The sequence below is a fragment of the Phytohabitans sp. LZ39 genome, assembly GCF_059359075.1.
The window spans coordinates 171714-198264 of record NZ_JCADBM010000015.1 but is presented as its reverse complement, the minus strand read 5'-3'; the positions used below and the strand labels follow the sequence as shown (position 1 = coordinate 198264).

Sequence of the window (26551 nt, the reverse complement as noted above, 5' to 3'; positions counted from 1 at the left end):
AGGCTCCGCTAAACCCACCGAATAACGCGCATATCTGGACCGACCGCCGCGTCGGCATGCCGTGTTGAGCGGATTTGGTGCAACAAACCTGCACATGGCCCCCATTGACTGGTTTGATTCCTTCTTCCTACGTTGGCAGGAAAGCGCATTCCAGCGCGGGGAGGTCCTTTCCATGCAGAAGGCAAGACGCCATCAGATCGCGCTGGTGGCCGGCATCACCGCGGCGGCCACCGCACTCGTGTTCACCATCGGAAGCGCGGCCAACGCGGCCACGCTCTTCTCCGACAACTTCGACGACGGCAACGCCAGCGGCTGGAGCACTTCCGGCGGCACCTGGTCGGTCTCGTCCGGCGCCTACTCCCAGTCGGGCACCGGCGCGAGCGCCAAGGCGCTGGCCGGCTCCACCTCGTGGACCACCGCCACGGCCTCGGCCCGGGTACGGGCCAACACGTTCAGCAGCTCGGGCTCGCGCGGGATCGGGGTGGCGGCCCGCGTGCAGAGCACGTCGAGCTTCTACGCGCTGGTGCTCACGCCGACCTCGGTGCAGATCCGCAAGGGCGCGACCACCACGCTCGCGTCGGCGTCCTTCTCGGCGAGCACCGGCACCTGGTACACGCTGACGTTGAGCGCGACCGGCAGCTCGCTGGTCGGCTCGGTCAACGGCGCCCAGCTGGTGTCCACATCGGACAGCTCGTACGCCACCGGGCGCGCGGGCCTGGTGGCCAACTACACGGCCGGCTCGTTCGACGACGTGCTGGTGACCGACGCGGCCGGCCCCAGCCCGACGACACCCTCCTCGCCGTCGGTCTCACCGTCGGTGTCGCCCTCCGCCTCGGTGTCGCCCTCGACGCCGCCGACCAGCAACCCACCGCAGCCCGGCGGGATCGTCGGCTGGGCCACCCAGGCCGGCGGCACCACCGGCGGCGCGGGCGGTGCGACGGTCACCGTGAGCAACTGGAACGACCTGCGCACCCAGGCGCAGGCGTCGGGCACCCGCACGATCCTCGTCAACGGGATGCTCAGCGGCTCGGGCACCATCGAGGTCACCGCCAACAAGACGATCCGCGGCGTCGGCGCCGGCTCCGGCGTCTCCGGCACCACCCTCAACATCGAGGACATGCAGCCGGCCAACGTCATCATCCAGAACATGAACATCCGCGGCGTGCCCGGCGGCGACGCGATCCAGATCGAGAACGCCACCCACATCTGGATCGACCACAACACGCTCTCCAGCACCATCGAGGACGACGTCGACTTCTACGACGGCATGATCGACATCACCCACGCCGGTGACTACATCACGATCTCGTGGAACGTCGTCCGCGACCACTGGAAGACCTCACTCGTCGGCCACTCCGACGGCAACGCGGGCGAGGACGTGGGTCACCTGCGGATCACGTACCACCACAACTGGTTCGACCGCACCTTCGAGCGCAGCCCGCGCGTGCGCTTCGGCGAGACGGTGCACGTGTTCAACAATTACTACACGAACGTCAACAACAACACCTCCTCGTACGCCATCGCGTCCACGATGGACGCCGGCGTGCTCGTCGAGGGCAACGTGTTCGAAAACGTGCAGCAGGCGTGCTGGTCGGCGAGCGGCTACGCGGACTCCGACCCGGGCCGCCTGGTGGCGCGCAACAACTCGCTCACCAACTCCGGACCCTGCGAGGTCAACGGGACGGTGGACCCCATCCCGTACGGCTACACGGCGGAGAACGTAGGCACCGTCAAGGCGACCGTCACCTCGGGCGCCGGCGCCGGCAGGATCTAGCCACCACGAGACGGTGGAGCCGGCGACCGGGCGTCGCCGGCTCCACTAGCGTGGACCGCATGACGCTGATCATCACGGACCTGCCCGCGGAGCTGCGCCTGACCGCCGCGCCCCGCACCGACCTCTTCGTCGACCCCGGCGGCTCCGCGCCCACACTCAACGCGGACCCGACCCTTGCCACACCGCCGGACGGCCCGTTTCAGCTCTCCGCCCGCGTCCGTGTCGACTTCGCCGGCACCTACGACGCCGGCGCGTTGCTGGTGTGGGTCGACGAGTCGACCTGGGGCAAGCTCTGCTTCGAACGCTCCCCGCAAGGCGACACCATGGCCGTCTCCGTGGTCACGCGCGGCCTCTCCGACGACGCCAACTCCTTCACCGTCCCGCCCGGCGACCCGCTGTGGCTGCGGGTCTCCCGCCTGGGCCCCAACTGGGCCTTCCACGCCAGCGTCGACGGCGGCCACTGGCACTTCGTCCGCCATTTCGCCCTGGGCGAGGGCGCGGCACCGGTGCGGGTCGGCTTCGTCGCCCAGTCACCCATGGGCGAAGGCTGCACGGTCACGTTCGACCACATCACCTTCACCCACGAGCTCCTGCCCGACCTCCGCAGCGGGGTGTAGCCGCGCCGTTTCCCCCAAGCGGATTTGCCCGCGCCAGCCGCACTTCCAGCCAAAGCACCCGCCACGCACCGAGTGTCGCCGCAAGGCCTTGATCGGCGGCGAGGGTGGGGAAGTCCTGGTGATCGTGGTCGTCTAGACCCCCGTCACGTGGGAGATGTCAGGGCCGCAGCGGCGGCGTGCATGATCGTTCGCCCGATACCTGCACTCTTCCCGGCGTGTCGTGTCGTTTCCGGGCGAACGATCCTGACGCCGTCCACATGCTGAGCCACATCCCCAACGAGTGGGAACGTGGGCCGGCGATCCGCCGGTCGGTCGGCCCCTAGCCGCAGCCACCCCACCAACAGAACGAACCAAGCCGGGGACGGCCCGGCCGGAGCCGGAGGCCCCGCCGGAGGCGCGCTAACCGCAACCAACAGCGGACGGCGAGGCCGCGGGCTTGCACCGCGGACCTGGCAGTGGAGGTCGGGGGTTTCGGCGAGCGCGCATGCGGTCCGCAGGTGACGCGGACGGGGGCAAATCCGCGTGAGTGGAAACGTCACGACAGGTGCGACCCGGAGGCGGCGACGGGTGACGGCGGGGTGGTGTGCGCGGCGAGGTGGGGGGCGAGCAGCCCGCGGAAGTGGCGGGTGGGGACTATGCCCAGTTCGTTCGCGAGGATGTGGCGGCACTGCTCGTACTGGCGGATGGCCTCGCAGATGTTGCCCTCGGCGAGGTGGACCTGGGCGACCACGCGGTGGGCGCTTTCCCGCAGTGGGTTGAGGCGGACGGCGGTGAGGCCGGCCTGGAGCGCGCGGTGGTAGTCGCCGTCGCGGGTGAGGAGTGCGGCCAGGTGCTCCAGGGCGTGGAGTTGTAGCTGGTGCAGGCGTTCGCGGTGGAGCATGACCCAGTCCTCGTACCAGCCGGGAAGCAGGTCGCCTGCGGACAGCACGGTCAGCGCGTCCGCTGGGGTCTGGCCCTCCTCGAGGATGGCGGCGGCGCGGCTGAGGATGCGGTCGACGTCGAGGCGGACGGCGGGGTCGAGGGCGATGGCGCCGCGCGCGGTCCGGACCAGGCCGGGGTGCTGGTGCCGGATCCGCCACAGGGCGGAGCGGAGGGCGCCGTGGGCGTGGCGTTCGTTGCACTCGGGCCAGAGTTGGCCGGCGATCCAGGCGCGGTCGTGCGGGCCCTGGAGGGCGAGGAAGGCGGCGAGTCGCTGGACGGCGGGGGTGGTGGCGACGGGGTCGGCGCCGCTCCGCAGCTCCCAGCGGTCGATGAGGGTCATCGACCACACGAGGGTGGGAAAGACGCCGAACACCAGTCCAGGTTTGTCCCCATTTGTCGCAGGGTCAATCGACCGAACGTGGCCGCTGCTCCCACATACGTCCCGCTTTTCTAGCTGGTCACCGGTCCGTTATCCGCGATCCGGTGACTACCCGGCGGTAGTAGCCCAGTGTGACGGCACGGTGACGCAGCGACAACGGAAGTGGTGTTAGCCACGGAGGGTTACCTGACGCACGCCGACCTGGGAGGCGGGGAACCCATGACGACATTGACGTGGCGGGCGCGCGGCCGATCGGCCCTGGCGCCGCTCCGGATCGACGGCCACGCTCTCCGACCTCGGATCAGCGTCGTCGTCCCCGCCCTCAACGAGCAGCGGAACATCGCCTGGGTCCTGCGCCGGATGCCGGCACTGGTGGACGAGGTGGTGCTGGTGGACGGGCGCTCGGCCGACCGCACCCGGGAGGTGGCGGGTGCGGTCCGCCCGGACCTCGTGGTCGTGACCCAGCGTGCCCGTGGGAAGGGTGAGGCGCTGCGGACCGGGTTCGCGGCCGCCAGCGGCGACATCATCGTGATGATCGACGCCGACGGCAGCATGGACCCGCAGGAGATCCACCGGTTCGTCACGCCGCTGTTGAACGGGTACGACTTCGTCAAAGGCTCGCGCTTTCTCAGCGGGGGCGGCTCCACCGACCTCACGCCCCTGCGCCGGCTGGGCAGCCAGGCGCTCGTCCGGATGGCGAACGGGCTCTTCCTCATCCGCTTCACGGACCTGTGCTACGGGTACTGCTCGTTCCGGCGCGCCTGCCTGCCCGCGCTGGCCCTCACCGCGCACGGGTTCGAGATCGAGACCGAGCTCGCGGTGCACGCACTCAAGGCCAACCTGCGCATCGCCGAGGTGCCCAGCTACGAGCTGCCCCGGCTGTCGGGCAGCTCGCACCTGCACACGTTCCGGGACGGGCAGCGCGTGCTGCGCACCCTGCTCCGGGAGCGGGTCTCCCGCCGGCCGCGGCCGGTCGTGGACCCGATCGACCAGCGCGCCCTGCGCGACTGGTGGGCGGTGCTGGAGGTCACCCGATGACCGTCGCCCTGCCGCGCCCGGCGCCGGCCAGCGAGTGGCCGGCGCCGGACCTACCCAGCCAGACGCCCGCCTGGCTGCGGTGCGTCTGCGCGGTCGGCGGCTACCGGGACGCGTCGCGGCTCTACGAGGTCGGTGACGGGCGGCGCCTCGTGCTCCCGCTGGTATGGCGCCGGGGACGCGGCGCCTCGCTGCCGCTGGGCTGGGGGCCGGGCGGGATCGTCGCGGACGGCGGGGTGCGCCCCGGCGACGTGCGCCTGGTCGGCGCCGACCTGGCCGGCCTGCGCGCGCTGGGTGTCCACATCAGACCCGACCCGGCGTACGCGGCGGTGTGGGAGGCGGCGATGCCGGCCGGCGTACGGCGTGAACGGCGGATGTCGCAGGCGCTGCCGCTGGACGGCGGCTTCGACCGGGTGTGGCGGACCCGCTTCCACTCCGACGCCCGCAACCGGGCGCGCCGCGCCGAGCGCCACGGCGTCACCGTCGAGCGAGACGACACCGGCCGGCTGCTGCCGGTCTTCCACGCGCTGTACGCGGAGTCGGTGGACCGCTGGGCGCGGCACGAGGGTGTGCCCCCGGCGCTGGCCCGGTGGCGGGCGGCCCGCCGGGAGCCGCCACGCAAGCTGCGGGCGGTGATGGCGGACCGGGCCATCGCCTGCCGGCTCTACGGCGCGTTCCTGGACGGCCGGCCGGTCGCCGTGATCGTCGTCCTCTTCGGCACCGGCACCGCGGTCTACTGGCGCGGCGCGATGGCGGACCGGCTCGCCGGCCCCTGCTACGCCAACTACCTGTTGCAGCGCACCGCCATCGAGGACGCGGTCGAGGCGGGATGCGCGGTCTACCAGATGGGCGACTCCGCACCGGACTCGCCGCTCGCGCTCTTCAAGAGCCGGTTCGGTGCGGTGGCGCAGCACTACGCCACGTACGACATCGAGACCGTGCCCGTCTCCGCGGTGGCCGGCCGGGCGCAGGCCGCGGCACGGCGGGTCCTGCGGGCGCGGGCGGACCGGAGCTAGCCATGGGTGCGGCGCGGTGGGTGGTGGTCGGGACCGCGGGCCTGGCCGCGCTGCTCGCGCTGACCGCGCTGCCACCGCGCCAGGAGTCGGCGCCGGTGGTGTCCGGGTACGACTGGGCGGCGCCCGCCGGCCACCGGCCGCACCCGAGCGGGTTCGCGGTGGGCGTGACGCACACCCAGTACTCCATCGACGACTGGGGCGACGAGGCCGCCATCGACTCCGCGCGCGGCGTGCTCAGGGCGGCCGCGACGTACCAGAACCAGCATCTGTTCGGCTGGGGCGCGCTCAACCCCGAGCCGGCGCCGGGCGTCTACGACTGGGAGTCGCTGGACCGCCGCATGGAGCTGATCCGCGCCACCGGCGGCACGCCGGTCCTCACCCTCTGCTGCGCGCCGGACTGGATGAAGGGCGGCCGGGCCGGCGAGACCGACTGGAACAGGCTGCACACCGCGCCACTGCCCGAGCACTACGGCGACTTCGCCGACCTGGCGGTGCGGGCCGCCGAGCGCTACCCGGACGTGCGGCACTTCCAGGTGTGGAACGAGCTGAAGGGCTTCTGGGACGACGCCGCCGAGCGCTGGGACTACGAGGCCTACACGCGCCTCTACAACACGGTCTACGACGCGCTCAAGCGGCGCGACCCGGGACTGTCGGTGGGCGGGCCGTACGTGGTGGTGGAGACCTGGGCCAGCCGCTCGGCCGGCGGGCACCCGTCCGTCCTCTCCGGACAGTGGGGGACCGTCGACCAGCGCAGCCTCGACGTGCTCGGCTACTGGCTGCGGTACAAGCACGGCGCGGACTTCGTCGCCGTGGACGCCGGCATGGTCACCCGGGACGAGGGGCCGCTGTCCCGCGACGCCCGGGTCAACACCGCGGTCTTCGGGGCCGTCACCGCCTGGCTGCGGCAGATCACCCCGCTGCCGGTGTGGTGGAGCGAGTTCCACGTGGGCCGCGCCGACTCGGGCGGCCAGCCGCGGCTGCTGGCGACCGCGGTCACCGCGCTGCTGCACATGGCCGAGCAGGGCGCGGCCGTGGCACTGGTCTGGCAGCCACAGCGCGGCGCCGAGGAGGCACACGGGGTACGGCCGCCGGCGCTGTGGAGCTCCACCGAGGTGGCCGGCGGCGGCCGCCCGCTGGCCTTCGCCGAGGCGCTGGCGTGGATGCAGGAGGTGCTCGCCGACCCGGCCGCGACGCCCGTCGCCTGGCCGGCGCCACACGTCGGCCGGCTGAACGGGCGGACCGGCTCCGTCGCCGTCGACACGCTGCCGCCGTACGAGGTGCGGTACGTACCGGCGGGAGGTGCGCCGTGACCGCCGTCCAGACGGGACTGTCCGCACTCGACGGTGCCGGCGTGCGGTGGTCGCTGATGCACGGCTGCGCCGGCGGGCGGGACGTCGACGTGCTGGTCGCCCCGGCCGACCTGGACCGGGCGATCGCCGCGCTGGAGCGGCGCGGCCTGCGCCGGGTGGGCCGGCGCCGGAGGTCCGGCGCGTTCCTGACCGGGTGGGCGCGGTTCGACCTGATGACCGGCTTCGCCTTCGGGCGGCGCGGCGAGCTGCGGATGGCGGCCGCGCGTGCCTGCCTGACCCGGCGGCGGCGGGCGGACGGCGCCTGGCTGCTCGCGCCGGAGGACGAGTTCTGGGCGCTGCTGCTGCACTGCCTGCTCGACCGCGGCGGCTTCGCCGACCGGCACCGGCGCCGGCTCGGCACGCTCGCCCCGGCCGCCTCGCTGTCCGGCCCGGTCGTGCGGGCGCTGCCCCCGGGCGTACCGATCGCGATCCTGCTCGCGCACGCCCGGGCCGGGCGCTGGCCGGCACTCGTCGCCGTACGACCCCTGGTGGTGCGTGCCTGGTGGCGGGCGGCGCCGGTAGCCGTGGGCGCGGCGCGTACCCGGGCGGCGGTACTGCGCACGGCCCGGCCGCTGCTGCGCGCGTGGAACCGGCGCGGCGCGAGCGTGGTGCTGCTCGGCCCGGACGGCGCCGGCAAGTCGACGCTCGCCGTCGGGATCGCGGCCCGGTCCGGCCGGCCCGTGCGCCTTGTCTACATGGGACTGTGGCCACGCAGCGGGGCGCCCTCGCCCGGACCGGTCGGTGTGGCACTCCGGCCCGCCCTCGTGTGGTGGCGGTACCTCGGCGCGCTGCGGCACCGGGCGTTGGGGCGGCTTGTCGTCTTCGACCGGTACGTGTACGACGCCATGCTCCCGCCGAGCCCGCCGCTGGTCCGGCTCAAGCGCCCGTACCTGTGGCTGCTGCGCCGCTCCTGCCCGGCGCCCGACCTGACCGTGGTCCTCGACGCACCGGGCGGTGTGATGGCGCGGCGGTGCGGCGACCGGGGCCGGGCCGAGCTGGAGGCCGAGCGGGCGCACTTCCGCCGGATCGCCGACCGCGTCCCGCGCGCCGTCCGGATCGACAGCGACCGGCCGCCCGAGGTCGTGCTGGCGGACGTCCTGGCCCACATCGGGCGGCTCCACGCGTCCCGGCGGCTGCGATGAGACGGCCGTCGCGGGCCTGGTTTTCCGCCGCCGCCGCCACGCTGCCCGGCCCGGCCTGGCGGGTCACCCGCGTCCGGGTCAGCGACACGCTCGTGGCGGTCGCGGTGGCCAGCTGCGACGCGACCGGCCGGCGGGTGGTGCTGAAGGTGCCGCACACCGCCGAGGGCGCGGAGAACCTGCGCCGGCAGGCCACGGCGCTCGCCGCCCTGTACGCCGACCCGCGCCTGGCCGGCTGGCGCGCGGTCGTGCCCCGCCCGCTTGGCCAGGCCGCACTGGCGGGACGGCCGTACTGGGTGGAGGAGGCGCTGCCGGGTGCGCCCGCGCGTACCCTCGACGGCGCCGAGCGGGTCGTCACCGACCTGCACGCCCGGACCGCACAGTGGACGGTGCTCGGCGCGGCCGAGGTCGACGCGTGGATCGATCGGCCGCTGCGCCGGATCGGGCGGGGGGCCGACCGGCTGCGGGCCGAGCTCGTCACCGCCGTCGCCGGACGCCGCGCCCGCACCAGCTGGATCCACGGCGACTTCTGGACCGGAAACGTGCTCGCCGAGGGCGGCCGGGTCACCGGGATCGTCGACTGGGACCGCGCCGGCCCGGGCCAGCTCCCGCTGCACGACCTCGTCCACATCAGAGTGATGGCGACCCGCGCCGAGCTGGGGGACGTGGTGGTCCGCGCGCTGCGCCACGGCCTGGCCGCCACGCTGCGCGTCGACACCGGGACCGCACTGTCCTGGCTGGACGGCATGCCCGAGCGGCCCGCCCTCCTTCTCTACTGGCTGCGCCACGTCGCGCTCTTCATCGACTCGGAGGGACACCGTGACAACCCACGCTGGCTACGCGGCAACGTCGACCGCGTACTCGCCCGTATCTGAGCCCACCGTCGTCATCTGCGCCTACACCTCGCGCCGCTGGCCGATGATCGTCCGTGCGGTCCGCTCGGCACGCACCCAGCGGACCGCCGCCGAGCGGGTCGTGCTGGTCATCGACCACAACCCGGCGCTACTGGCCCGGGCGGCAGCCGCGTTCCCCGGCGTGACCGTGGTGCCCAACGCCGGGCCGCGCGGCCTCTCCGGCGCCCGCGACACCGGCGTGGCCCACGCCGGCACGGAGATCGTCGCATTCCTCGACGACGACGCCGAGGCGGACGGCGAGTGGCTCGCCCGGCTCACCCGGCTGTACGCCGACCCGGACGTCGTCGCCGCCGGTGGTGCCGCGGTGCCGGACTGGGAGACCGGGCGGCCGCGCTGGCTGCCGCCCGAGTTCGACTGGGTGGTCGGCTGCGCGCATACAGGGCTGCCGCGGGCGGTCGCGCCGGTGCGCAACCTGATCGGCTGCAACATGTCCTTCCGGCGCGACGCGCTGCTGCGGGCCGGCGGTTTCGACCCGGCGCTCGGCCGGGTCGGCGGCGACGCGGCCGGCTGCGAGGAGACCGAGCTGTGCATCCGCCTGCGCGGCACGGTGCTCTACGACCCGGCCGCGGCGGTGCGGCACCGGGTGCCCGCCGAGCGCGGCACCTGGCGGTACTTCCGCCGCCGCTGCGCCGCCGAAGGCCGCTCCAAGGCCGTCGTGGCCCAGCTTGCCGGCGCCGGGGCGGCGCTGTCGGCCGAGCGGGACTACGTGCGCCACACGCTGCCCCGCGCCTTCTGGCGTTCGCTGACCGCCGGAAGGTTGCGCCAGGCGGGGGCCGTGGTCGCGGGGTTGGCAATCACCGCGGGCGCCTACCTCGTGGCACGGGCCGGCTACTTCGTCCACAAGCGACCGCCTCCACCGGAGCGGGTCCTCGCGGTGGATCTGGAGGACGGGATACCGGCGGTGCCGGCCGACGACCGGTACGCCGCCGCCCGGGTGCTGGTCCGCGTGCGGGGGGAGGTCCTCGGGGTGCTCCGCACCGACCTCCCGCCCGGCGGCCTCACCGCGCCGGCGCTCTCCGAGCTGATCCGGCGCCAGCTCGGCTGGGAGATCGACCACCAGGTCCGGCGGGCACCGGCCGAGACGCCGTTCGCCAGCGTGGTCGTGCCGACCTGCGGCCGGGAGACGCACCTGCGCCAGGCCTTGGCCAGCTTGACCACATTGGACTATCCACACTACGAGATCGTCGTGGTGGACAACCGGCCGGAGCGGCCCGGCACCGCCGGCCTCGTCGCCTCCTACGGCCCGCGGGTGCGGTACGTCGCCGAGCCCCGGCACGGCGTGGCGTACGCGCGCAACCGCGGGCTGGCCGAGGCGACCGGCGAGATCGTGGCGTTCGCCGACGACGACGTGGTGGTCGACCAGTGGTGGCTGCGTTCCCTCGTGGACCGTTTCGCGGACGCCGGCGTCGCCGCGGTCACCGGCCACGTGCTCGCCCGCGAGCTGGAGACGCCCGCCCAGCTGTGGATCGAGCGCTACGGCGGTTTCGGCAAGGGCTGCCTGCGGCGCCGCTTCGACGCCAGCGGGTACGAGACGGTCGAGCGCGGGCGGGTGCGCCGGGTGGCCGCCGCACCGCGGTCGCTGTACCCGTACCTGCCCGGCACCTACGGCACCGGCGCGAACGTCGCCTTCCGCACCGGTGTGCTGCGCGCGCTGGGCGGCTTCGACCCGGTGCTCGGCTCACCCGCCGCGGTACCCGCCGGCGAGGACATCGACGTGCTGATGCGGCTGGTGCTGGCCGGGCACGCCCTCGCCTACGAGCCGTCCGCGATCGTGTGGCACGCGCACAAGCGGGAGCTGCGGGCGCTGCGGCGCACCATCTACGCGTACGGCGTCGGCCTCGGCGCGGTCATGGCCAAGAGCCTCGTCACGGCCGACCGGGTGGGCCGGCGCGAGCTGATCCGGCGGCTGCCGCGCGGCATCGTGTACGCCTTCTGGCCGCGGTCGCCGAAGAACGCCGGCAAGCGCGACGGCTACCCGGCCTCGCTGACCGCGCTGGAGCTGTGCGGCATGGCGCTCGGGCTCGCCTACTACGCGTGGGCGGTGTGCTTCGGGTCGGAACGAGCGCGGTCGTGAACGACCTGCGGCCGACCGCCGTCCCGGTGCTGTGCTACCACAGCATCAGCGACGACGCGCACGACGGGACCCTGCGCTGGTCGGTGTCGCCGGGCGACTTCGACGAGCAGATGGCGCTGCTGAAGGAGCGCCAGTGCACGCCGCTGACCGTCACCCGGTACGCCACCTGGCTGCTGGGCGACCTGCCGATGCCCGAGCGGCCCGTGCTGGTGAGCCTCGACGACGGGTACCGCGACCTCGCCACGGCCGCGCTGCCGGTGCTGCTGCGGTACAAGCTGTGGGCGACCGCCTACGTGGTCACCGGGCGGATCGGCGCGGGCCGGCCGGAGCTCGACTGGGACCAGCTCGCCGCGCTGCGGGCCGGTGGCGTCGAGATCGGCTCGCACAGCCACACCCACCGGCCGCTCGACTGCCTCGGCGCCGACGAGCTGCGCGCCGAGGTGACCGGCAGCCGGCACGTGCTGGAGGACGGGCTGGGCGCCGCCGTCGACTCGTTCGCCTACCCGTTCGGATACCACGGCGACCGGGTGCGGCGGGCGGTGCTGCTGGCCGGGTACACCTCCGCCTGCGCGGTGAAGCACGCCCTCAGCCACGGCGGCGACGACGTGTACGCGATCGCCCGCGTGCTCGTCGAGCGGGACGCCGGCGCCGCCGGCATCGACGCCCTGCTGCGCGGCGAGGGCCGGCCGCTGGCCTGGCGGGGCGAGCGGCTGCGCACCAAGGGCTGGCGGGTCTGGCGCCGCTTCCGATGGGCACTGGGGCCGGGGTCATGACGGCCTTGGGGGTGCGCAGCCCGCTCTACACCAACGTGTACGCGCTCAGCCTCAACACCGTGGCCAGCCTGCTGCTGGGCGGCGTGTACTGGGTCGTCGCCGCCCGCCTGTACACCCCCGAGGACGTGGGCACCGGCGCGGCGGTCGTCTCGACGATGCTGCTGCTGAGCAGCGTCTCCCAGCTCAGCCTCAACGGTGCCCTCGCCCGGTTCCTGCCGACGGCGGGCCGCGACGGCGGGCGGCTCGTCGCGGCCGCGTACGGCGCGAGCTGCGCCGCGGCGGTGCTGCTGAGCACGGTGTTCCTCGTCGTCGTGCGGCCGTCCTCGCCGCTGGCCGCGTCCGCGTTCGTGCTGTCGGTCGCGGCGTGGAGCGTGTTCACGTTGCAGGACAGCGTGCTGACCGCGCTGCGCGGCGCCGCCTGGGTGCCGGTGGAGAACGCGGCCTTCGGGCTCGCGAAGGTCCTGTTGCTGGTGCCCTTCGCCCTGCTGGTGCCGGGCCTGGGCATCTTCCTGTCGTGGAGCCTGCCGGTCGCCGTCGCGATTGTCCCGGTCACCCTGCTCGTCTACCGCCGCCTGCTGCCGCGCCTCGACGGGACACAGTGGACCGGCGGGCTGCCCGGACGTGGCGTGCTGATCCGCTTCGTGACGCTCGACTACGTCGCGTTCCTCTTCCTCCAGGCCGGCACGAACGCGCTGCCGGTGCTGGTGACCGCGGTGCTGGGCGCCGAGGCGAACGCCGTCTTCTACGTCGGCTGGCTGGTCGGCGGCTCGATCGGGCTGATCGCCGACCACTTCGGGATGTCGCTGACCGTGGAGAGCGCGGCCCGGCCGGGACACCTCGCCACGTACACCCGGCACCTGCTGCGCAAAGGGCTGCTGCTGTTCGCCCCCGGCGCGCTCGTGCTGTGCGCGTTCGCCCCGATGCTGCTGCTGCCGTTCGGCGACCAGTACGTCCGGGACAGCGCCACCCCGCTGCGGCTCTTCGCCCTCGCGGTGGTGCCGCGCTTCGCGGTCGCGGTCTACGTCGCGGCCTGCCGGGTGCGCCGCCAGGTCGGGCGGATCGTGCTCGCCGAGGCGGCGGTCAGCACGATCGTGGTGTCCCTCGCGGTGCTCACCATGCCGTCCTGGGGCGTTACCGGCGTCGGCGCCGCGTACCTCGTGGCCCAGCTCGCGGTGGCGGCGGCGGTGGCGCCGGCCCTCGTGCGCCTGGTGCGGAGCGCGCCGTGAGCGGGCCCGGCGCGATGCCCGCGCGCGCCCTCCGGCCGGCCACCGCGTGGCGCCGGGTGGCCGAGGTCGCGACCGCCGCACCCGCCCCGGTCGCCCTGCTGGCCGGCCACGCCGCGCTGCGCGGGGCCGAGGAGGACGCGATCGGCTCACTCGGTCTCGTGGACGTGCTGCCGATGCGCTTCTGGGCCGCGATCCTGCTGCTCACCGTCGGGTTCGCCGCCGCGCTTTTCCTGGCCGCGCGCCCGGTCGTGCTGGCGGGTTACGTGGTCGCGTTCACCGTCCTGCTGCACGGCGCGGCCTCCATAGTGGAGTCGATGCCGCGCTTCGTGCCGGCGTGGCTGCACGTCGGGTTCGCGGACTACATCGCCCGCACCGGCCAGGTGGCGCCCGACCTCGACGCCCGCTTCAGCTGGCCGGGCTTCTTCACGCTGTCGGCGATGCTCACCCGCGTCGCCGGGCTGCCCGACGCGATGCCGCTGCTCGACTGGATGCCGGTCGCGGCCAACCTCTGCTACGCGGCCGTCGTGTACCGCCTGGCCCGGTTGAGCTTCCCCGACTCGCCGGGCGCCTGGCTCGTGGTGTGGCTGTTCGTCCCGGCGAACTGGGTCGGCCAGGACTACTTCTCGCCGCAGGCGGTCAACTTCCTGTTCTACCTGCTGATCTTCGTCGCGCTGCTGGTGTGGTTCCGCACGTCCAGGTTGGACCGCCTGCGGCACCGCCAGCACGGAAGGCCGCGGCACGGCGCCGGCCCACCCGGTCGCACCCTCCGGCTCCCGCGTCCGATGTGGATACTGCGCCTGGCCGGGCTGCCACGGGCACCACTGCGCGGCGAGCCGGAGCCGGTCGCCGCCGGCGGCCGGACGCTCGCCGGCGTCATGGTCGTGGTGCTGTTGCTGTTCACCGCGAGCACGATGAGCCACCAGCTCACCCCGGTCGCGATGGTCGCGCCGGTCGTGACGCTGGTGCTGGCCCGCCGCTGCGCGGTACGCGCGCTGCCCGCCCTGCTCGTGGTCATCCTGGCCGGCTACCTCAGCTATCTCGCGCAGGCGTACTGGTCGGGCCACCTCGACGAGCTCCTCACGTCGTTCGGGCGGCTCGGGCAGACCGTCGACAGTGGAATCGCCGACCGCGTGCGGGGCGACCCCGGGCACCTGTTCGCGTTGCGGGTGCGGCAGTGGCTGACGCTCGGCGTGTGGGGGCTGGCGGCGTTCGGGGCCTGGCGCTCGATGCGGCGCGGCCGCGGCGACCTGGCCGTGTTCGTGCTCGCGCTGGCCCCGTTCCTGCTGCTGTTCGCGCAGAGCTACGGCGGCGAGGTGTTCCTGCGGGTGTACCTCTTCGCGCTGCCGTTCGCGGTCGTCCTGGCGGTCGCCGCGCTGCTGCCGGCGCGGCACACCGCGGTGGCGGCGGTGCTCACCGTGGTGGTCAGCCTGGCCATGACCGGCGCGTTCTTCGTGGCCCGCTACGGCAACGAGAGCTTCGAGCGAGTACGCCCCGGCGACGTGGCCGCCGTCGAATGGCTGTACGCCAACGCGGCACCGGGCTCGACGTTCGTGGCCTTGACGTTCAACGTGACGTGGCGGGCGCGGCACGTCGACGAGTACCGGTACACGCCGCTGACCGACGACCGGGGACCCGACGAGGTGACGGACATCGAGGCGACGATGCGCACCAACCCGCGCGGCGCCTACCTGATCCTGACGCCGGGCCAGTACGTGATGGCCGAGTCGTTCTTCGGCAGGCCATCCGGCTGGGGCGAGGCGATCGAGCGCCAGGTCGCCACCTCCGGCCTGTTCCGGCTCGTCTACGCCCGCGAGGGCGCCAAGATCTTCGTCCTGGCTTAGGAGGCACCGATGAGCGTTCCCGCCCGTATCCTGCGACCGGACCCGCTCCCGGCCCGACCCGGCCCGGTCACCGGCGGCCGGCCGCCGTGGTGGCGCCGCAGCGGCGCGCCGCTGCTCCTGCTGCTTTCCGGGCCGACCGTCCTGCTGCTCGCCGCGCTCGACGCGCCGGCCCGCGCGGTGCCGGTGATCCTCTACGTCCTCGCCGTCCCGGGGATCGCCGTGGTGCGGCTGATCGGCGTGGCCGACCGGCTGATGGAGACCATGCTCGGCGTCGGCCTCAGCCTCGCGCTGGGCATGCTGGTCACCCAGATCATGGTGTACACGGGCGTCTGGTCACCGATGGCCGCCCTCGCGATCCTTGTGGCGATCGCGACCGCCTGCCTCGCACCCGCGCTGCGGAGAGGTGCGCCGTGAGCCCCGCGCTGCCGCCCACGCTGACCGAGTTCCTAGGCCGCGGCGACGCGGCGTCGTCCGTCTCGGTCGGCCTCGTGGTGCTGGGCGTCCTGCTCGCCGTGCTCGTCGCCCGCGTGCTGATCCAGTCCGCCGACCCGTTTCCGCGGCGCGACGTGCTGCACCTGCTGACCGTGGTGGCCGCGCCGCTGCTGGTGGTCTTCGCCGCGATCGTCCTGGAGCGCTTCCGTGACCTCTCCTAGCCTGGCACCGGCTCACCCGCCGGACGGCGCGGCGCCGGCGCCGGCACTTCCCGTGCCACTTCTCGGCGGCTACCTGGGCGGCCTCGTCGTCGCCGAGCTGCTGCTGACCGTGGACGTGCCATCCGGCGCGGCCGCGTTCGGAGCGCTGGCGCTCGCCGCGTGCCTCGGCCCGCTGCTGCCGCTCGACCGCCCCGGCGCGATGCTGCTGCCGGTGCTCGCCGCGCTTCCGGCAGTGCGACTGTCCATGATGGCCATCCCGGCCGCCGACCTCAGCCCGGTCGGTCGGAGCGCGGCACTCGCGGTGCCCGCCCTCGTCGCCGTAGGCGTGGTCGCCGGCGTGCGCCCGAGGTGCTGGCGCCTCCTACGCCGCGGCCCGGGCGGCTGGCGCCAGCAGGCGGCCGTGGCACTCGTGGCGCTCCCGCTAGCACCCTTCGCGGCCTGGCTCGCGCCACCACTGCCGGCCGGCGGCCTCGCCGCGGTCGCCGTGCTGGCGCTGACCGTGGTGCCCGAGGAACTGCTGTACCGCGGCCTGCTGGTCCCAGCACTGGCCGGCGTCGTGGGAAAGCGCGCGGTGCCGATCGCGGCCGCGGTCTACGCCGCCACGTTCCTGGGCTACGGCTCACCGCCGTCGGTCGCCTGCGCGTTCGCGGTGGGCCTGCTGCTCGGCTGGCTCCGCCAACACACCGGCTCCGCCGCCGGCGTGGTAGGCGCACGCGTGCTGCTCGTGCTCCTGACGGGGTGGCTGCTCGCTGCCTAGAAGACCTATTTCGAGAGGGCTACCGCGATGTGCGCCGTGGCCCATGCCGTCGCTCCCGCGGCCTCACCCGTCCGCCGCTGGTCACCGCCACCTCGCCGCCTCCGGCGAGAGGTGACGTAGTAGCCGTCGCACGCCCGGGGGTCGACCGCGGCGCACGCGGGCCTTTGACTGGCGCGCGTCGCGCGCTCTGGTCGTCGCGGTGCGCTCAGCTCGTCGCGGTGCGCCCGACTCGCCGCGGGAGCTGTGTTTCTTGGCCAACGTGGACGTCGAACGTGGGCACCGATCCAGGAATGGAAGACGGCGTCGGGTAAGTCGCCCCTTCGACGGGATGCCGATAACGGAGCGTAAACAGGTCGGCGAGGGGCTTTGAGATCTAGGAGACTTAGGGTTGAAATGGCGCCCTAACTCTCCTAGGTCTGGAATGTTGCGCTGTTCATGCTGCCGTCGCGGTTACTCGCGGCGACGACGCCTTAGCTGCGGCCTCCCGCAGTGGCCGAAACGGGCATTGTGGTTACGCGTGCTTACGATTTGTCTTCGCCCGGACTGATCCTTAGTGAAGCCACACTGAGCGCGCGTATTCGAACTCTTGGCATGTCGGAAACCGCACGGTCTGGCCAGGCAAATTGCGCATGATCGATCGCTGTCCGGGGCAGAAATTTCGCTACGGGTGCGGGATAATTGGTGGATGCGGCAGCTTCAGCTGTTCACCTCGGCGGCGCTTGCCAAAATGCGTGACCGGACCGCGTCGCGTAACTATTCTCCCGCGGCTGAGGAGTTTCGTGGCGCGCATGAGCGTCATCGTGCCTGGGGGCTGGCCCAGCGTCACGGCGAGCGCCGGCGCCGCCTGCGCGACAGCTCTTGTGCGACTCGAGCGGTGAGCCCGCGTGAGAGCCGCCCACGAGAGACGGCGCGACTCGTGCCCTCGGCGCCCGTGTCTGGCGTGGTCGAGCAGCGGCAACGCCCGGTGTCGGGCACTGACGCCTCGACCAGCCGAGAGTCCACGCGCCGGGGCGGGACGGACGGCGGCGTTCCGGCATCCGCACGCCAAGGTCTGCCCGCCCAGGCCGCCCAGGCCGGGCTGGTCGATGCTCGCGACCGTGCCGCGCCGCCTCGAAGGCCGGTATCTACCCCGGACGGACCCGCGCCGGCCAGGTCGCCGCTTCGCTCACCACAGCGAAAAGCCTTTGCCCACCGAGCGGGGCCGCGGTCCGGCATTGCGATTGCCGGTGCGTCGAGATCCGCGTTCCGTCATCCGGAGATTTCGCCCAAGCGGCCCGATCGCGGGATTGTGGAAACATTCCTGTCGCGCGGAGCGCCGACCGCGAGACGAATGCGAAGTCCGCCGATTCGCCGTGGCCGTGAGCCGCGTCGCCGAGCCGCTGAGAGCGAGCGGGGATGGACCGAACGCGGCCCGGAGTGGAGGTCGGGGGTTTGGCTCGCTTTGTGAGCCGCCGGCCTCCACTCCCGGCCGCGGGAAGGTACCCAGGAAATCCGCAGGTGTCGCGGACCGAAGGTGCCTCAGGCTGGTGCGGGTAGGCCGACCGTGTATTCGTGGGCGGCGGTGGTGGGAGCGGTGGCGGTGAAGCGTACGACGCCGGCCTCGTCCGCCGTCACCGTCGTCAGGGTCGTGCCGTCGCGGCGGACCGTGTAGCGGACGCGGGCGTGTAGGCCGGACACGGTGAACGCGATCGACGTGCCGGCGGTCTGGGCGGTGATGCGGACGGTGGTCGGGCCGGTGGGGGTGACCGCGGCGGTGCCGGACGACGGCTTGACGGTGAACGGGTGCGGGGTTATCGACGCGGCTGTCGTCAGGTGTAGGCGGGTGCCGGACGGGGTGGCCGTGGTGGCGGGGCCGCCGGTGAAGACGCGGCCGCTGGCGCTTGTCAGGTTGGCGGTGCTCGCCGCGTCGAGGGTCAGCCGGAGCGAGGCTTTGGGCTCGGCGACCGTCAGCGACGAGCCGACCAGCTCGATCTGCTGGCGGGCGGGCATCCGCACGCCCTGGAGGACGGTGCCGGCGGAGTTCACGAAGACCAGTGGGGCGCCGCTGGCGGTGCTGCCGGCGATCCGGTTGCCGTCCGCGTCGGTGAACTTGACCAGGTTGGCGCCGGCGCCCTCGATGGTGTTGGTGTCGAAGACGTTGCCGGTCGGGCGGCCGCTGCTCGTGCTGTAGGTCGGCAGGTCCGTGCCCTTGAAGAGGAAGATGCCGTACTTCGTGCTGGTCCGGATCACGTTGCGGCTGATCGTGTTGCGGGCGGAGCCGACCGAGAGCCGGACGCCGACCATGTTGTCGTCGAGCTGGTTGTTGGTGACCGTGTTGCCGGCGCTGTCGAAGATGGCGATGCCGGCGCCGTGCGGGTGGTTCCACACCCGGTTGCCGGAGATCACCGTGTTGGTGACGCCGCGGTGGATCATGATGCCGTGTACCTGGCCGGCCACGTCGGAGTCGCCGGTGGGTCCGGCCCAGGGCCGGCGGCCGTTGTCGTGGCTGGCGTTGTCGACGATCCGCAGCCGGTCGCAGCGCTGCGAGCAGATCACGCCGTGGTTGCCGTTGTGGGCGAAGGTGTTCTTCTCGATGACGAGGTTGGACGAGGCGTCGTGCGGGTCCAGGCCGTACGACACGTTGTGCTCGTACCGGTTGCCGCGAAACGCCATGTCCCGCGCGCCCCACGTGTACGTGCCCATGTAGTTGTGGTGGAAGCGGCTGCCGATCTGCGACCCGGTCACCTTCACCCGGGCGCAGAGCGCCGGCGCGGTGCGCGCGCAGGGCCGCGACTTGTAGGTGACGCCATAGCTCTCGGCGCCGTAGTAGCCGAGGTGCGACACCTCACTGTCCACGATGTCCAGTCGGGACTCCAGCGGGGTGCGGCCGTCGGCGGCCAGTGTGGACAGTACCCGGATGAACGCGCGGCCGCGGGCGCCGCCGGCCGGGACGGCCGGGTTGGTGTCGGGGCCGCCGGCGAGGTCGTCCCACGAGGTCACGCTCGTGGAGCGCATGTCGACGGTGCCGTGGTTGGCCATGATCTGGCTGACCTCGGTCGCGGCGCCGCTGGGCCGGCTGCGCAGGCGGAGCGTTTTCACCTCGCCGCCGTGCAGGCGCAGCGTGCTCCCGTTTTGCAGTACGAGGTCGGCGTCGAGCTGCCACACCCGCCGCGCCGCGTCCACCTGGACGAGCGGTGCGGTCGGGCAGGCCTGCTTGATGGAGGCGAGGGTGAAGGCCTGCCGGGCCACGAGGTAGATCGTGTTGGTGGACGCGGCGTACCGCACCGGTGCGGTGCAGGCGGCCGCGGATGCCGGCGTGGGCAGGCCGATCGGAGTGAGTGCGACGGCGGCGGTGGTCAGGACGGTGACGGTACAAGCGCTACGGCGAATCACAACAAGCGGTTCCTCGGTTAGGCGGTGTTGGTCACGTGGTCGGGTGCGGAGACGGTGCGTTCCTCGCGGCGTTCGCGGAGCCGGCGCAGCACCTCGAGGGTGATGGCGGCCGCGACGACGAGCAGGCCGAGCAGGGCGATCCAGCGCACCGGCATCGCGGGCAGCTCGGTGGTGCCGCGCAGCCGTACGGGGCCGCGGGCACCGGTGGGCGCTTCGACGCTGGTGTCCTCGAGCACCACGGCGGACAGGTCGTGGGCCCGTACACCCACGCTCTCCCCGCCCAGCCGGCCGCCGGTGAACGTCACGCTCGCGCCCGGCCCGGCGTAGAGCGCCTCGTCCTTGGCGGACACGCTGCTGAGCCGCACGGTGGCGACGCCCTTGAGGTGCATGCCGAGCGCCGCGCCGTCGACCGTACTGTCCACGATGGACATGCCGTCGGCGGCGGAGCGGATGCCCTGCCCACCACTCTGGGCGATCCGCAGGTGTTCGATGGTCACGGCGTGCGAACCGGTGTTGGCCTGCACTCCGGTGCGGGAGTTGGCCACCCGCAGACCGTGGACAACGGCGGTGGTGGCGTCGCCGCCGATCCGCACGCCGGTCAGGGCGCCGGTCACGGCGGTGTCGACGACGCTCGTGCGTTCGCCGTCGGTGGACACGGCGATCGCGCCGCCGTGAAACGCGCCGGACTCGACCCGGGCGTCCGGCACGCCCGGTGGCACGCGCAGCCCCACCGCGCCGGCCGCCGACTCGACGGTCAGCCGGCGGATCCGCACGCCACCGGCGGCGACCATCACGCCGACCCGCTGGGCGGCCCGCACGGTGCCGCCGTCGACGGTGCTGCCCGCCGACTGCCGCTTCACCAGGATCCCGGTGCGGTCGCCGGTGGCGTCGACGCCGGCGAGCACGCACCGCGGGCAGCGGTCCAGGACCACCCCGGACCGCCGGTTGTGCGCGGTGCGCAGCGGGCCGACGGACACGCCGCCGAGCCGGGAGAGCTCGACGCCGGTGCCGTTGGCCTCGCTGGCGACCCGGACCAGCGCCGGGGCGCGCAACGGCCCACGCAGCACCAGCCCGGTGCCGGGGTTGTCGCCGGCCGTCACGTCGGTGAAGGCCACCCGGCCGGCCTGGTTGACCAGCACGCCCGCCTCGGTGTTGCCGGTCGCCCGTACCCGGGTGAGGTTGACCCGGGCGGCGCGGTAGACGTCGATGCCCCGGCTGCTGGCGCGAAACGTGCTGTCGACCGCGTGCAGCACACCGCCCGCGCCGACCGTCACGCCGTGGTTGCGGGTGGACGCCGAGCCAAGCCCCTCGAAGGTGCTCGACACGATCGAGACGGTGGACCGGTTGAGGTAGCGCAGGTAGGGCCGGTGCGGCGACTCCGGCGCCGGGCGGCCGCCGGGTGCGGGCGCCGACGTGACGGTGACGCCGCGGAAGTACACCCGGGCGTGCGTGCCGGCCAGGAACGCCGCCGAGTCGACGAGGCGCAGCGTGCGCACCGGGGCCCGCACGTAGAGCTCGGTGCCGGGGCGCTGGGAGATGCCGGCGCGCAGGACGACCTCTCCCTGCCGGGACAGACTGGCCCAGGCCGGATCCCGGACCGTCCGCACCAGCGTGGCGATGGTGACCGCCCGGCGGGGCAGCGGCACGGTCCGGTGTACGACGCCGTCCTGTACGAGCTGGGCGTGGCCCGGGCGCAGGACGATGACCCGGCCGCGGTCGGCGGCGGCCGTGGCCGGCGCGGGTGGGAGCAGCGCCGCGGCGGCCCCCACCGCGGCCGCCACGAGCAGCGCGGGTCTCACGCGCCCTCCAGGGCGGGCTCGCCGGTGCGGACCACCGCACCGTCCACGACGGCCACCTGGCGGGTCAGCCACCGCTGCCTGCGGATCGTGGCCAGCGCGATGATCCGGATGACCGCCATGCCGAACGACAGCAGCACGAACGGCGGGATCAGGAAGAACGACGAGGGCCGGCGGCGCAGGTGCGGCAGCATCTTGACCGCCCGGCTGAACCACCACCAGCCCGCGAGGAGCCCGACGAAGAACCAGTCGTGGCGGATCACCGCGAGCGCCATGAACACCGGCGAGGCGAGCAGCGTGAAGCAGCCGATCGCCTTGTCCAGCATCGTGTACGCCAGGAACGGGTAGCGCCACGCCCACCGGTCGATGAACAGCGCCCGGATGTCCGACCGCCAGGTGTTGCGCGACCAGCGCAGCCGCTGCCGGAAGAAGGTCCGCGGGTTGCCGGGAAACGTGGACCAGACCCGTGCGGTGCGCTGGAGGACGGTGCGGTGGCCGCGCTTGAGGATCTGCGAGGTCAGGCACTTGTCGTCGCCGGACATGCACGGCACGCCGAGAAACTGCTCCGCCATGAAGTCGCCGGAGACCTCCAGCAGCAGGTCGCGGCGGTAGACGGCGGTCCGGCCGGACAGGCAGGAGATCGCCTGGCCCATGACGGTCTGCGCGGCGTTCTCGTCGAAGTAGCGGTAGTCGAGGTACATGTCGTTGACCCGCTGGAGGAAGCCGACCGGGTTGTAGACGTTCTGCCGGGTGCTCACACCGCCCACGCCCGCGTCGGCGAACGGCATCCGCACCCGCGCCGCGACGTCGTCGGCCCAGATCGTGTCCGAGTCGACGAGCGCGACGAGTGGCGTCGAGGCCGCCTCCCAGCCGCGCCGGAGGGCGTCCCGCTTGCCGGGCACGTCGGTGACCACGACCCGCACGGGGTAGCGGTCGGCGACCTCGCGGCACGTGTGGTCGCTCTCGTCGATCACGAGGATCACCTCGGCGACGTCGTTGCGCAGCCAGGACTCGATCGCGTACGCGAGGATCCGCGGGTCCTCCTGGTAGACCGGCACGACCACGGTCAGTGGCTCGCTGTGGTCGTTGGTCACCGGCCGGTAGAAGGCGGCCGGCACGCGGCGGACCAGCCAGCCGACCCAGCGCACCAGGCCGATGGTCGCGATCGGCAGGTAGTACAGCCAGTCGCTGAGAAACCGTACGTCAGAGCGCATCCGGGCCGCCTCAGCGCGCCACGCTGGAGTCGGACTCGGCCTGGAGTGTGGCCAGCTCGCGCTCGACAAGGTCGGCCATCTGCTCGTTCACGTCGACGACCGCGCTCAGCAGGGGCATGTCGATCTCGTGCTGGGCCGCGAAGCCGAGGAACCCGTTGGTGTCCTTGGGCAGGCACACGCCGCCGTACGGGGCGCCGCCGCGGATGCCGTACTCCGGGTTGTACGAGGCTTCCGCCGAACGGGCGACGGTCGTGGCCACCTCGTCGTGGTCGACGCCGATCGCCTGGCAGACCCGCCACATCTCGTTCCAGAAACTGATCTTCGCGGCATTGAAGATGTTGTGCGCGCATTTGATCATTTCGGCGGTGGTGGGCTGGTCGAACACCCGCAGTTCCCCGCCGAACGGGGCGAGCAGTGCCGACAGCCGCTCACGCACCCGCTTGCTCCGCGCGCCGATGACCGTCATCCACGGCCAGCGGAAGTCCTCCACCGCCGAGGCGGCGCGCAGGAACTCCGGGTTGCTGGCCAGGCAGAAGCCGGTGCCCTCGACCTTGCCGGACGCCTGCTCGAGCAGCGGCCGGACGAGGTCCTCGGTGGTGCGCGGCGGCACGGTGGAGCGCACCACGACGGTGTGTACCGCGTCGGCCTGTGCCAGCGCCGCCCCCACGTCGCGGACGCCGCGCTCGAATACGGACAGGTCGTACCGCCGGCCGTGGTGCGGCGTCGGCAGCGTCAGGAAGACGAACGACTCCGGTTCGTCGCGCAGGTCGAGCCCGATGCGGGCGTCGAGGCCCTCGGCGCGCAGCGCCTCCACCCGTTCGGGCAGGACGTCGATCAGCGTGACCTTGTGCCCGCGCTCCGCGAAACCATGGCCGGTCGCCTTACCGACGACGCCCGCGCCAACAACGAAGACCCGTTCCATGACAATCGCCCCCCGTGGAATAAATAGGTCGAATTACCCCTATAAACCCTATGGAGCATTTGCGGTGTACGGCGATTGCCACGCCTGTTCTTTCGGATTTGATTTAGGTCACGCGGCCGGCGTGGGGCTTGCCGCGGGATCCGGCGACGCGGTCGGTGCCGTGGACGGGCTCGGTGACGCCGGCCCGGTGGCGCCGAGCACGAGCCGGCCCGGCCCGGTGAGCCGGAAGCTCGTCATCTCGCCGTCGCTCTCGCCGGCCACCGCGACACCCTCGAAGGTGGCCGCGGCGTGCTGGCCGGCGACGCTGAGCACGTACTCCTGACCGGACCGCGCCGCGACGTCCACCACCGGATGCTCGGCGGTGAGGTCGGCGGTGAGCGAGAGCCGCTCGCTCACGGTCGCGTAGACCCGACCGCCGTAGCCGAGCCGGGTGCCCTCGACGAGGTGCCACGCCGTCAGCGCGTCGCCCGCCTGCCGGGCCCACCCGAGGTGGCCGTCGGTGGTGAGGCCGCCGGCCGTCCGCTCGGTGCCCTCCACCTGCTTGAGGACGGTGTCGGTGTGCCCGTCGTACGCGACGGTCGCGGCCAGGGCGCCCGGCTGGCTCAGGTCGGCGAAGACCGGCGGCGCGGCCGACGCGGCACGCGGCACCGCGAGGCTCAGGAACTGCGCGTCCGCCGCCCGCTGCTGGACCCGCAGGTACGTGGTCGCCTCGGTGTCCGGCGCCTCCTTCTTGGCGCCGAAGAGGTTGCTCCAGCCGCTGCCGACCGACTCCTGGCCGCCGGCCGGGAGGGTCAGGGCGTACAGCTTGGCGCTGTCGCCGAAGACGTTGTCCGGGGTGGTCCAGACCGCGACCGGGCCCTGCTGCGCGAACGCGCCGCGGGCCCGCAGATAGCTCGTCCACTCCTGCTGCTGCGGCGAGCGCAGGCTGTCGGCGACGACCACGTAGTCGTGGGCCGGGAAGAGCACGCCGCGCCGCCACGACTTCGTACCCGGCTCGCCGGCCACCGTCTGGTCGTAGTAGGCGAGCTTCTCGCTGTAGTCGGCGGCGGCACCGGCGAGGTTGACCGTGTTGGCGAAGACGTCCCGCACGCCGGCGCCGTCCATCGTCACCACGTTGTGGCGGTCCGGCGGCGTCCACGCCGAGCGCTCCGAGAACCGCTTCGGCCCGTACCCGCTGTCGTTGAGCAGCACCGTGTTCTCGGCGTTGAGCAGCACCTGCATGACGTCGCAGTGGTCGTGGTTGTTCGACTGCGGCGCCCCGTAGAACATCACCCAGCGGGTGGCCCGGTCGCCGTACCGCCAGTCGCTGCGCATGACCGTCGTGTTGCCGCCGCGGTCGTAGAAGTCGAACCCGTCCGCGTCCGGCGCCACCTCGGCGATGTCCTGGTCGATGTGGACGATCTCGTCGGGCCACAGGTAGACCTGGTTGGAGGCGCCGGTCCAGTTGTCCGGGTAGCGGGTGGCCGCCCAGTCCTGCGCGAAGAAGCGCCACTGGAGCACGTTGCCGAGCTTGGCGGTGCCGCTCAGCTTGGTCTCCGTGGCGCGGTAGGCTCCGGCCACGACGGCGGTCCAGGCGGTCTTGACCCAGGAGTCCTCGACGTTCATCAGCCAGCCCTGCGGGCCGCTGTCGCGGACCATCCACTCGAAGACCGGCCGCATCACGCCGAACGCGTCGACGCCGGCCGCGTTGCGCGCCGCGTAAAGGAACGGCACGACCTGGAAGATCTGGTACGTCCAGTAGTACGCGTAGCCGTCGAGGTAGACGCCGTCCCGGGTGAACATGTACCGGTACACCGTGTTGACCTGGTCCACGGCGAGCCGGAGCCAGTCGCGGGCGGCCGGGTCGGCGGAGAAGCCCAGGGCCCATAGCCCGAGCGCGAGGGCCGCCTTGGAGCGGTGGTTGTGCGGGCGGGGGTTGCTGCCGTGCGGCTGCTCGCCGTTGAGCCAGTCGGCCAGCCACGCCGCCCCGCGCTTGATCGACGCGCGTGCCTCGCTCAGGTCGGCGTCGCCGGCGCCGCCGGCCAGGTAGTCGTACGCCTGCGTGTAGTTGGTCAGCTGCGCGGCGATGTAGGCGTCGTCGGCGTCGAAGTCCCGGAAGGCGGATGCCAGCGCGGACAGCGCCTGGTCGCGGTAGCCGGGGTTGCCGGTGACCGCGAACGCGAAGGCGTACGCCTTGGCCCGCCGCGAGCCGATGTCGTCGGGATGGTCACCCTCGAACTCGCCGTTCGTCACGTCGGCGAGGATCTTCTGCCAGTTGCGCGCATAGAGCCGGTGCGGGTCGGCCGCCTTGCCGGTGACCCGGTCCCGGATCGCCGGCAGGTCGGACTCGACGAAGTCCAGCCGCGGATGCCGCTCGTCGGCGGGCAGCGGTATCTCCGGCAGCGCGATGCCACGGTCCGGATAGGACGTGAGCTCGGAGTCCGAGTCGCCGCAGGTGAGCAACGACGAGTCCGCCGCGCCGGGCGGCGACGGCGTGCCGCCGACCCCGCCGTCGCCTGACGACAGCATCGCGACGCGAGGCGTGTAGTTGGCCGCGACGACCGCGCCGACCAGGAGCGCCGCTCCGATCCCGAACAGCGCCAGACTGGTCCGGCGTCGCTTCAGCAGTCCCAAGGCTCGAGTCCCATAATGTCGCCCTTATCTCAGATGCCTGGTTTGCCCAAGCTAACCGCGCAGCGCGACGCCAGCGGCGATGCCACGCCGACACGACAAGGGGGCTTTGGGCTTGAACCGCGGGCCCGCCGGCCCGCGGGAGCGTGCGGTCCGCAGGTGATGCGGA

General features: G+C 73.1%; 20 protein-coding genes. 14 read left to right on the top strand and 6 right to left on the bottom strand.

What is annotated here, in order from left to right:
• The first annotated feature begins 172 nt into the window (after positions 1–172).
• Positions 173–1774, top strand: a complete 1602-nt coding sequence (locus AC5L36_RS27315; RefSeq protein WP_441223134.1) for a pectate lyase family protein — start codon at positions 173–175, stop codon at positions 1772–1774.
• A 59-nt stretch (positions 1775–1833) separates the two neighbouring features.
• On the top strand, positions 1834–2391 hold the full coding sequence (locus tag AC5L36_RS27310) for a DUF1349 domain-containing protein (protein WP_441223133.1): 558 nt from the start codon (positions 1834–1836) through the stop codon (positions 2389–2391).
• A 535-nt stretch (positions 2392–2926) separates the two neighbouring features.
• Here AC5L36_RS27310 and AC5L36_RS27305 read toward each other — a convergent pair.
• Positions 2927–3652 carry an AfsR/SARP family transcriptional regulator gene (locus AC5L36_RS27305; protein ID WP_441223132.1) on the bottom strand — a complete coding sequence of 242 codons (726 nt, stop codon included), beginning with the start codon at positions 3650–3652 and terminating at the stop codon, positions 2927–2929.
• 258 nt (positions 3653–3910) lie between these two features.
• Here AC5L36_RS27305 and AC5L36_RS27300 point away from each other — a divergent pair, with 258 nt between their 5' ends.
• From AC5L36_RS27300 to AC5L36_RS27245, 12 genes are read left to right on the top strand one after another with little or no spacing between them, the layout of a single operon-like run.
• Positions 3911–4729, top strand: coding sequence for a glycosyltransferase family 2 protein (locus AC5L36_RS27300; protein ID WP_441223131.1), 819 nt, complete (start codon positions 3911–3913; stop codon positions 4727–4729).
• Positions 4726–5742 (top strand): GNAT family N-acetyltransferase, encoded by a 1017-nt coding sequence (locus tag AC5L36_RS27295; protein WP_441223130.1) that lies wholly within the window; start codon positions 4726–4728, stop codon positions 5740–5742. Before AC5L36_RS27300 ends, AC5L36_RS27295 begins: the two co-directional genes overlap by 4 nt.
• 2 nt (positions 5743–5744) lie before the next feature.
• Positions 5745–7052, top strand: coding sequence for a hypothetical protein (locus AC5L36_RS27290; protein WP_441223129.1), 1308 nt, complete (start codon positions 5745–5747; stop codon positions 7050–7052).
• Positions 7049–8233 carry a hypothetical protein gene (locus AC5L36_RS27285; protein ID WP_441223128.1) on the top strand — a complete coding sequence of 395 codons (1185 nt, stop codon included), beginning with the start codon at positions 7049–7051 and terminating at the stop codon, positions 8231–8233. Before AC5L36_RS27290 ends, AC5L36_RS27285 begins: the two co-directional genes overlap by 4 nt.
• Positions 8230–9105 carry a phosphotransferase family protein gene (locus AC5L36_RS27280; RefSeq protein ID WP_441223127.1) on the top strand — a complete coding sequence of 292 codons (876 nt, stop codon included), beginning with the start codon at positions 8230–8232 and terminating at the stop codon, positions 9103–9105. The genes AC5L36_RS27285 and AC5L36_RS27280 overlap by 4 nt, the downstream gene beginning before the upstream one ends.
• Positions 9050–11218: a glycosyltransferase gene (locus AC5L36_RS27275; RefSeq protein ID WP_441223126.1), complete on the top strand. Its 2169-nt coding sequence runs from the start codon at positions 9050–9052 to the stop codon at positions 11216–11218. The genes AC5L36_RS27280 and AC5L36_RS27275 overlap by 56 nt, the downstream gene beginning before the upstream one ends.
• The gene (locus tag AC5L36_RS27270) at positions 11215–11991 is read left to right on the top strand and encodes a polysaccharide deacetylase family protein (protein ID WP_441223125.1); all 777 of its coding nucleotides are present in this window, start codon (positions 11215–11217) and stop codon (positions 11989–11991) included. The genes AC5L36_RS27275 and AC5L36_RS27270 overlap by 4 nt, the downstream gene beginning before the upstream one ends.
• Positions 11988–13217 (top strand): lipopolysaccharide biosynthesis protein, encoded by a 1230-nt coding sequence (locus tag AC5L36_RS27265; RefSeq protein WP_441223124.1) that lies wholly within the window; start codon positions 11988–11990, stop codon positions 13215–13217. The genes AC5L36_RS27270 and AC5L36_RS27265 overlap by 4 nt, the downstream gene beginning before the upstream one ends.
• A complete protein-coding gene (locus tag AC5L36_RS27260) occupies positions 13214–15058 on the top strand; it encodes a hypothetical protein (RefSeq protein ID WP_441223123.1) in 1845 nt (614 codons plus the stop codon). The genes AC5L36_RS27265 and AC5L36_RS27260 overlap by 4 nt, the downstream gene beginning before the upstream one ends.
• 9 nt (positions 15059–15067) lie before the next feature.
• On the top strand, positions 15068–15472 hold the full coding sequence (locus tag AC5L36_RS27255) for a hypothetical protein (RefSeq protein WP_441223122.1): 405 nt from the start codon (positions 15068–15070) through the stop codon (positions 15470–15472).
• Positions 15469–15711, top strand: coding sequence for a hypothetical protein (locus AC5L36_RS27250; RefSeq protein ID WP_441223121.1), 243 nt, complete (start codon positions 15469–15471; stop codon positions 15709–15711). Before AC5L36_RS27255 ends, AC5L36_RS27250 begins: the two co-directional genes overlap by 4 nt.
• Entirely contained in the window at positions 15698–16468 is a 771-nt protein-coding gene (locus tag AC5L36_RS27245) for a CPBP family intramembrane glutamic endopeptidase (protein ID WP_441223120.1), read from the top strand. Before AC5L36_RS27250 ends, AC5L36_RS27245 begins: the two co-directional genes overlap by 14 nt.
• A 1518-nt stretch (positions 16469–17986) precedes the next feature.
• Here AC5L36_RS27245 and AC5L36_RS27240 read toward each other — a convergent pair.
• The 5 genes from AC5L36_RS27240 to AC5L36_RS27220 form a co-directional block, all read right to left on the bottom strand.
• A complete protein-coding gene (locus tag AC5L36_RS27240; RefSeq protein ID WP_441223119.1) occupies positions 17987–19840 on the bottom strand; it encodes a right-handed parallel beta-helix repeat-containing protein in 1854 nt (617 codons plus the stop codon).
• 17 nt (positions 19841–19857) lie between these two features.
• Positions 19858–21639, bottom strand: a complete 1782-nt coding sequence (locus AC5L36_RS27235) for a hypothetical protein (RefSeq protein WP_441223118.1) — start codon at positions 21637–21639, stop codon at positions 19858–19860.
• A complete protein-coding gene (locus AC5L36_RS27230; protein WP_441223117.1) occupies positions 21636–22850 on the bottom strand; it encodes a glycosyltransferase in 1215 nt (404 codons plus the stop codon). The genes AC5L36_RS27235 and AC5L36_RS27230 overlap by 4 nt, the downstream gene beginning before the upstream one ends.
• Positions 22851–22860: 10 nt before the next feature.
• Positions 22861–23772, bottom strand: coding sequence for a 2-dehydropantoate 2-reductase N-terminal domain-containing protein (locus tag AC5L36_RS27225; RefSeq protein ID WP_441223116.1), 912 nt, complete (start codon positions 23770–23772; stop codon positions 22861–22863).
• A 108-nt stretch (positions 23773–23880) separates the two neighbouring features.
• Positions 23881–26385: a hypothetical protein gene (locus AC5L36_RS27220; protein ID WP_441223115.1), complete on the bottom strand. Its 2505-nt coding sequence runs from the start codon at positions 26383–26385 to the stop codon at positions 23881–23883.
• Positions 26386–26551 lie beyond the last annotated feature (166 nt).

What these genes read in the sequence shown, in the direction of transcription:
- AC5L36_RS27315 (WP_441223134.1), top strand. Translation starts at nt 173, where the DNA reads ATGCAGAAGGCAAGACGCCATCAGATCGCGCTGGTGGCCGGCATCACC.
- AC5L36_RS27310 (WP_441223133.1), top strand. Translation starts at nt 1,834, where the DNA reads ATGACGCTGATCATCACGGACCTGCCCGCGGAGCTGCGCCTGACCGCC.
- AC5L36_RS27305 (WP_441223132.1), bottom strand. Translation starts at nt 3,652, where the DNA reads ATGACCCTCATCGACCGCTGGGAGCTGCGGAGCGGCGCCGACCCCGTC.
- AC5L36_RS27300 (WP_441223131.1), top strand. Translation starts at nt 3,911, where the DNA reads ATGACGACATTGACGTGGCGGGCGCGCGGCCGATCGGCCCTGGCGCCG.
- AC5L36_RS27295 (WP_441223130.1), top strand. Translation starts at nt 4,726, where the DNA reads ATGACCGTCGCCCTGCCGCGCCCGGCGCCGGCCAGCGAGTGGCCGGCG.
- AC5L36_RS27290 (WP_441223129.1), top strand. Translation starts at nt 5,745, where the DNA reads ATGGGTGCGGCGCGGTGGGTGGTGGTCGGGACCGCGGGCCTGGCCGCG.
- AC5L36_RS27280 (WP_441223127.1), top strand. Translation starts at nt 8,230, where the DNA reads ATGAGACGGCCGTCGCGGGCCTGGTTTTCCGCCGCCGCCGCCACGCTG.
- AC5L36_RS27265 (WP_441223124.1), top strand. Translation starts at nt 11,988, where the DNA reads ATGACGGCCTTGGGGGTGCGCAGCCCGCTCTACACCAACGTGTACGCG.
- AC5L36_RS27255 (WP_441223122.1), top strand. Translation starts at nt 15,068, where the DNA reads ATGAGCGTTCCCGCCCGTATCCTGCGACCGGACCCGCTCCCGGCCCGA.
- AC5L36_RS27230 (WP_441223117.1), bottom strand. Translation starts at nt 22,850, where the DNA reads ATGCGCTCTGACGTACGGTTTCTCAGCGACTGGCTGTACTACCTGCCG.
- AC5L36_RS27225 (WP_441223116.1), bottom strand. Translation starts at nt 23,772, where the DNA reads ATGGAACGGGTCTTCGTTGTTGGCGCGGGCGTCGTCGGTAAGGCGACC.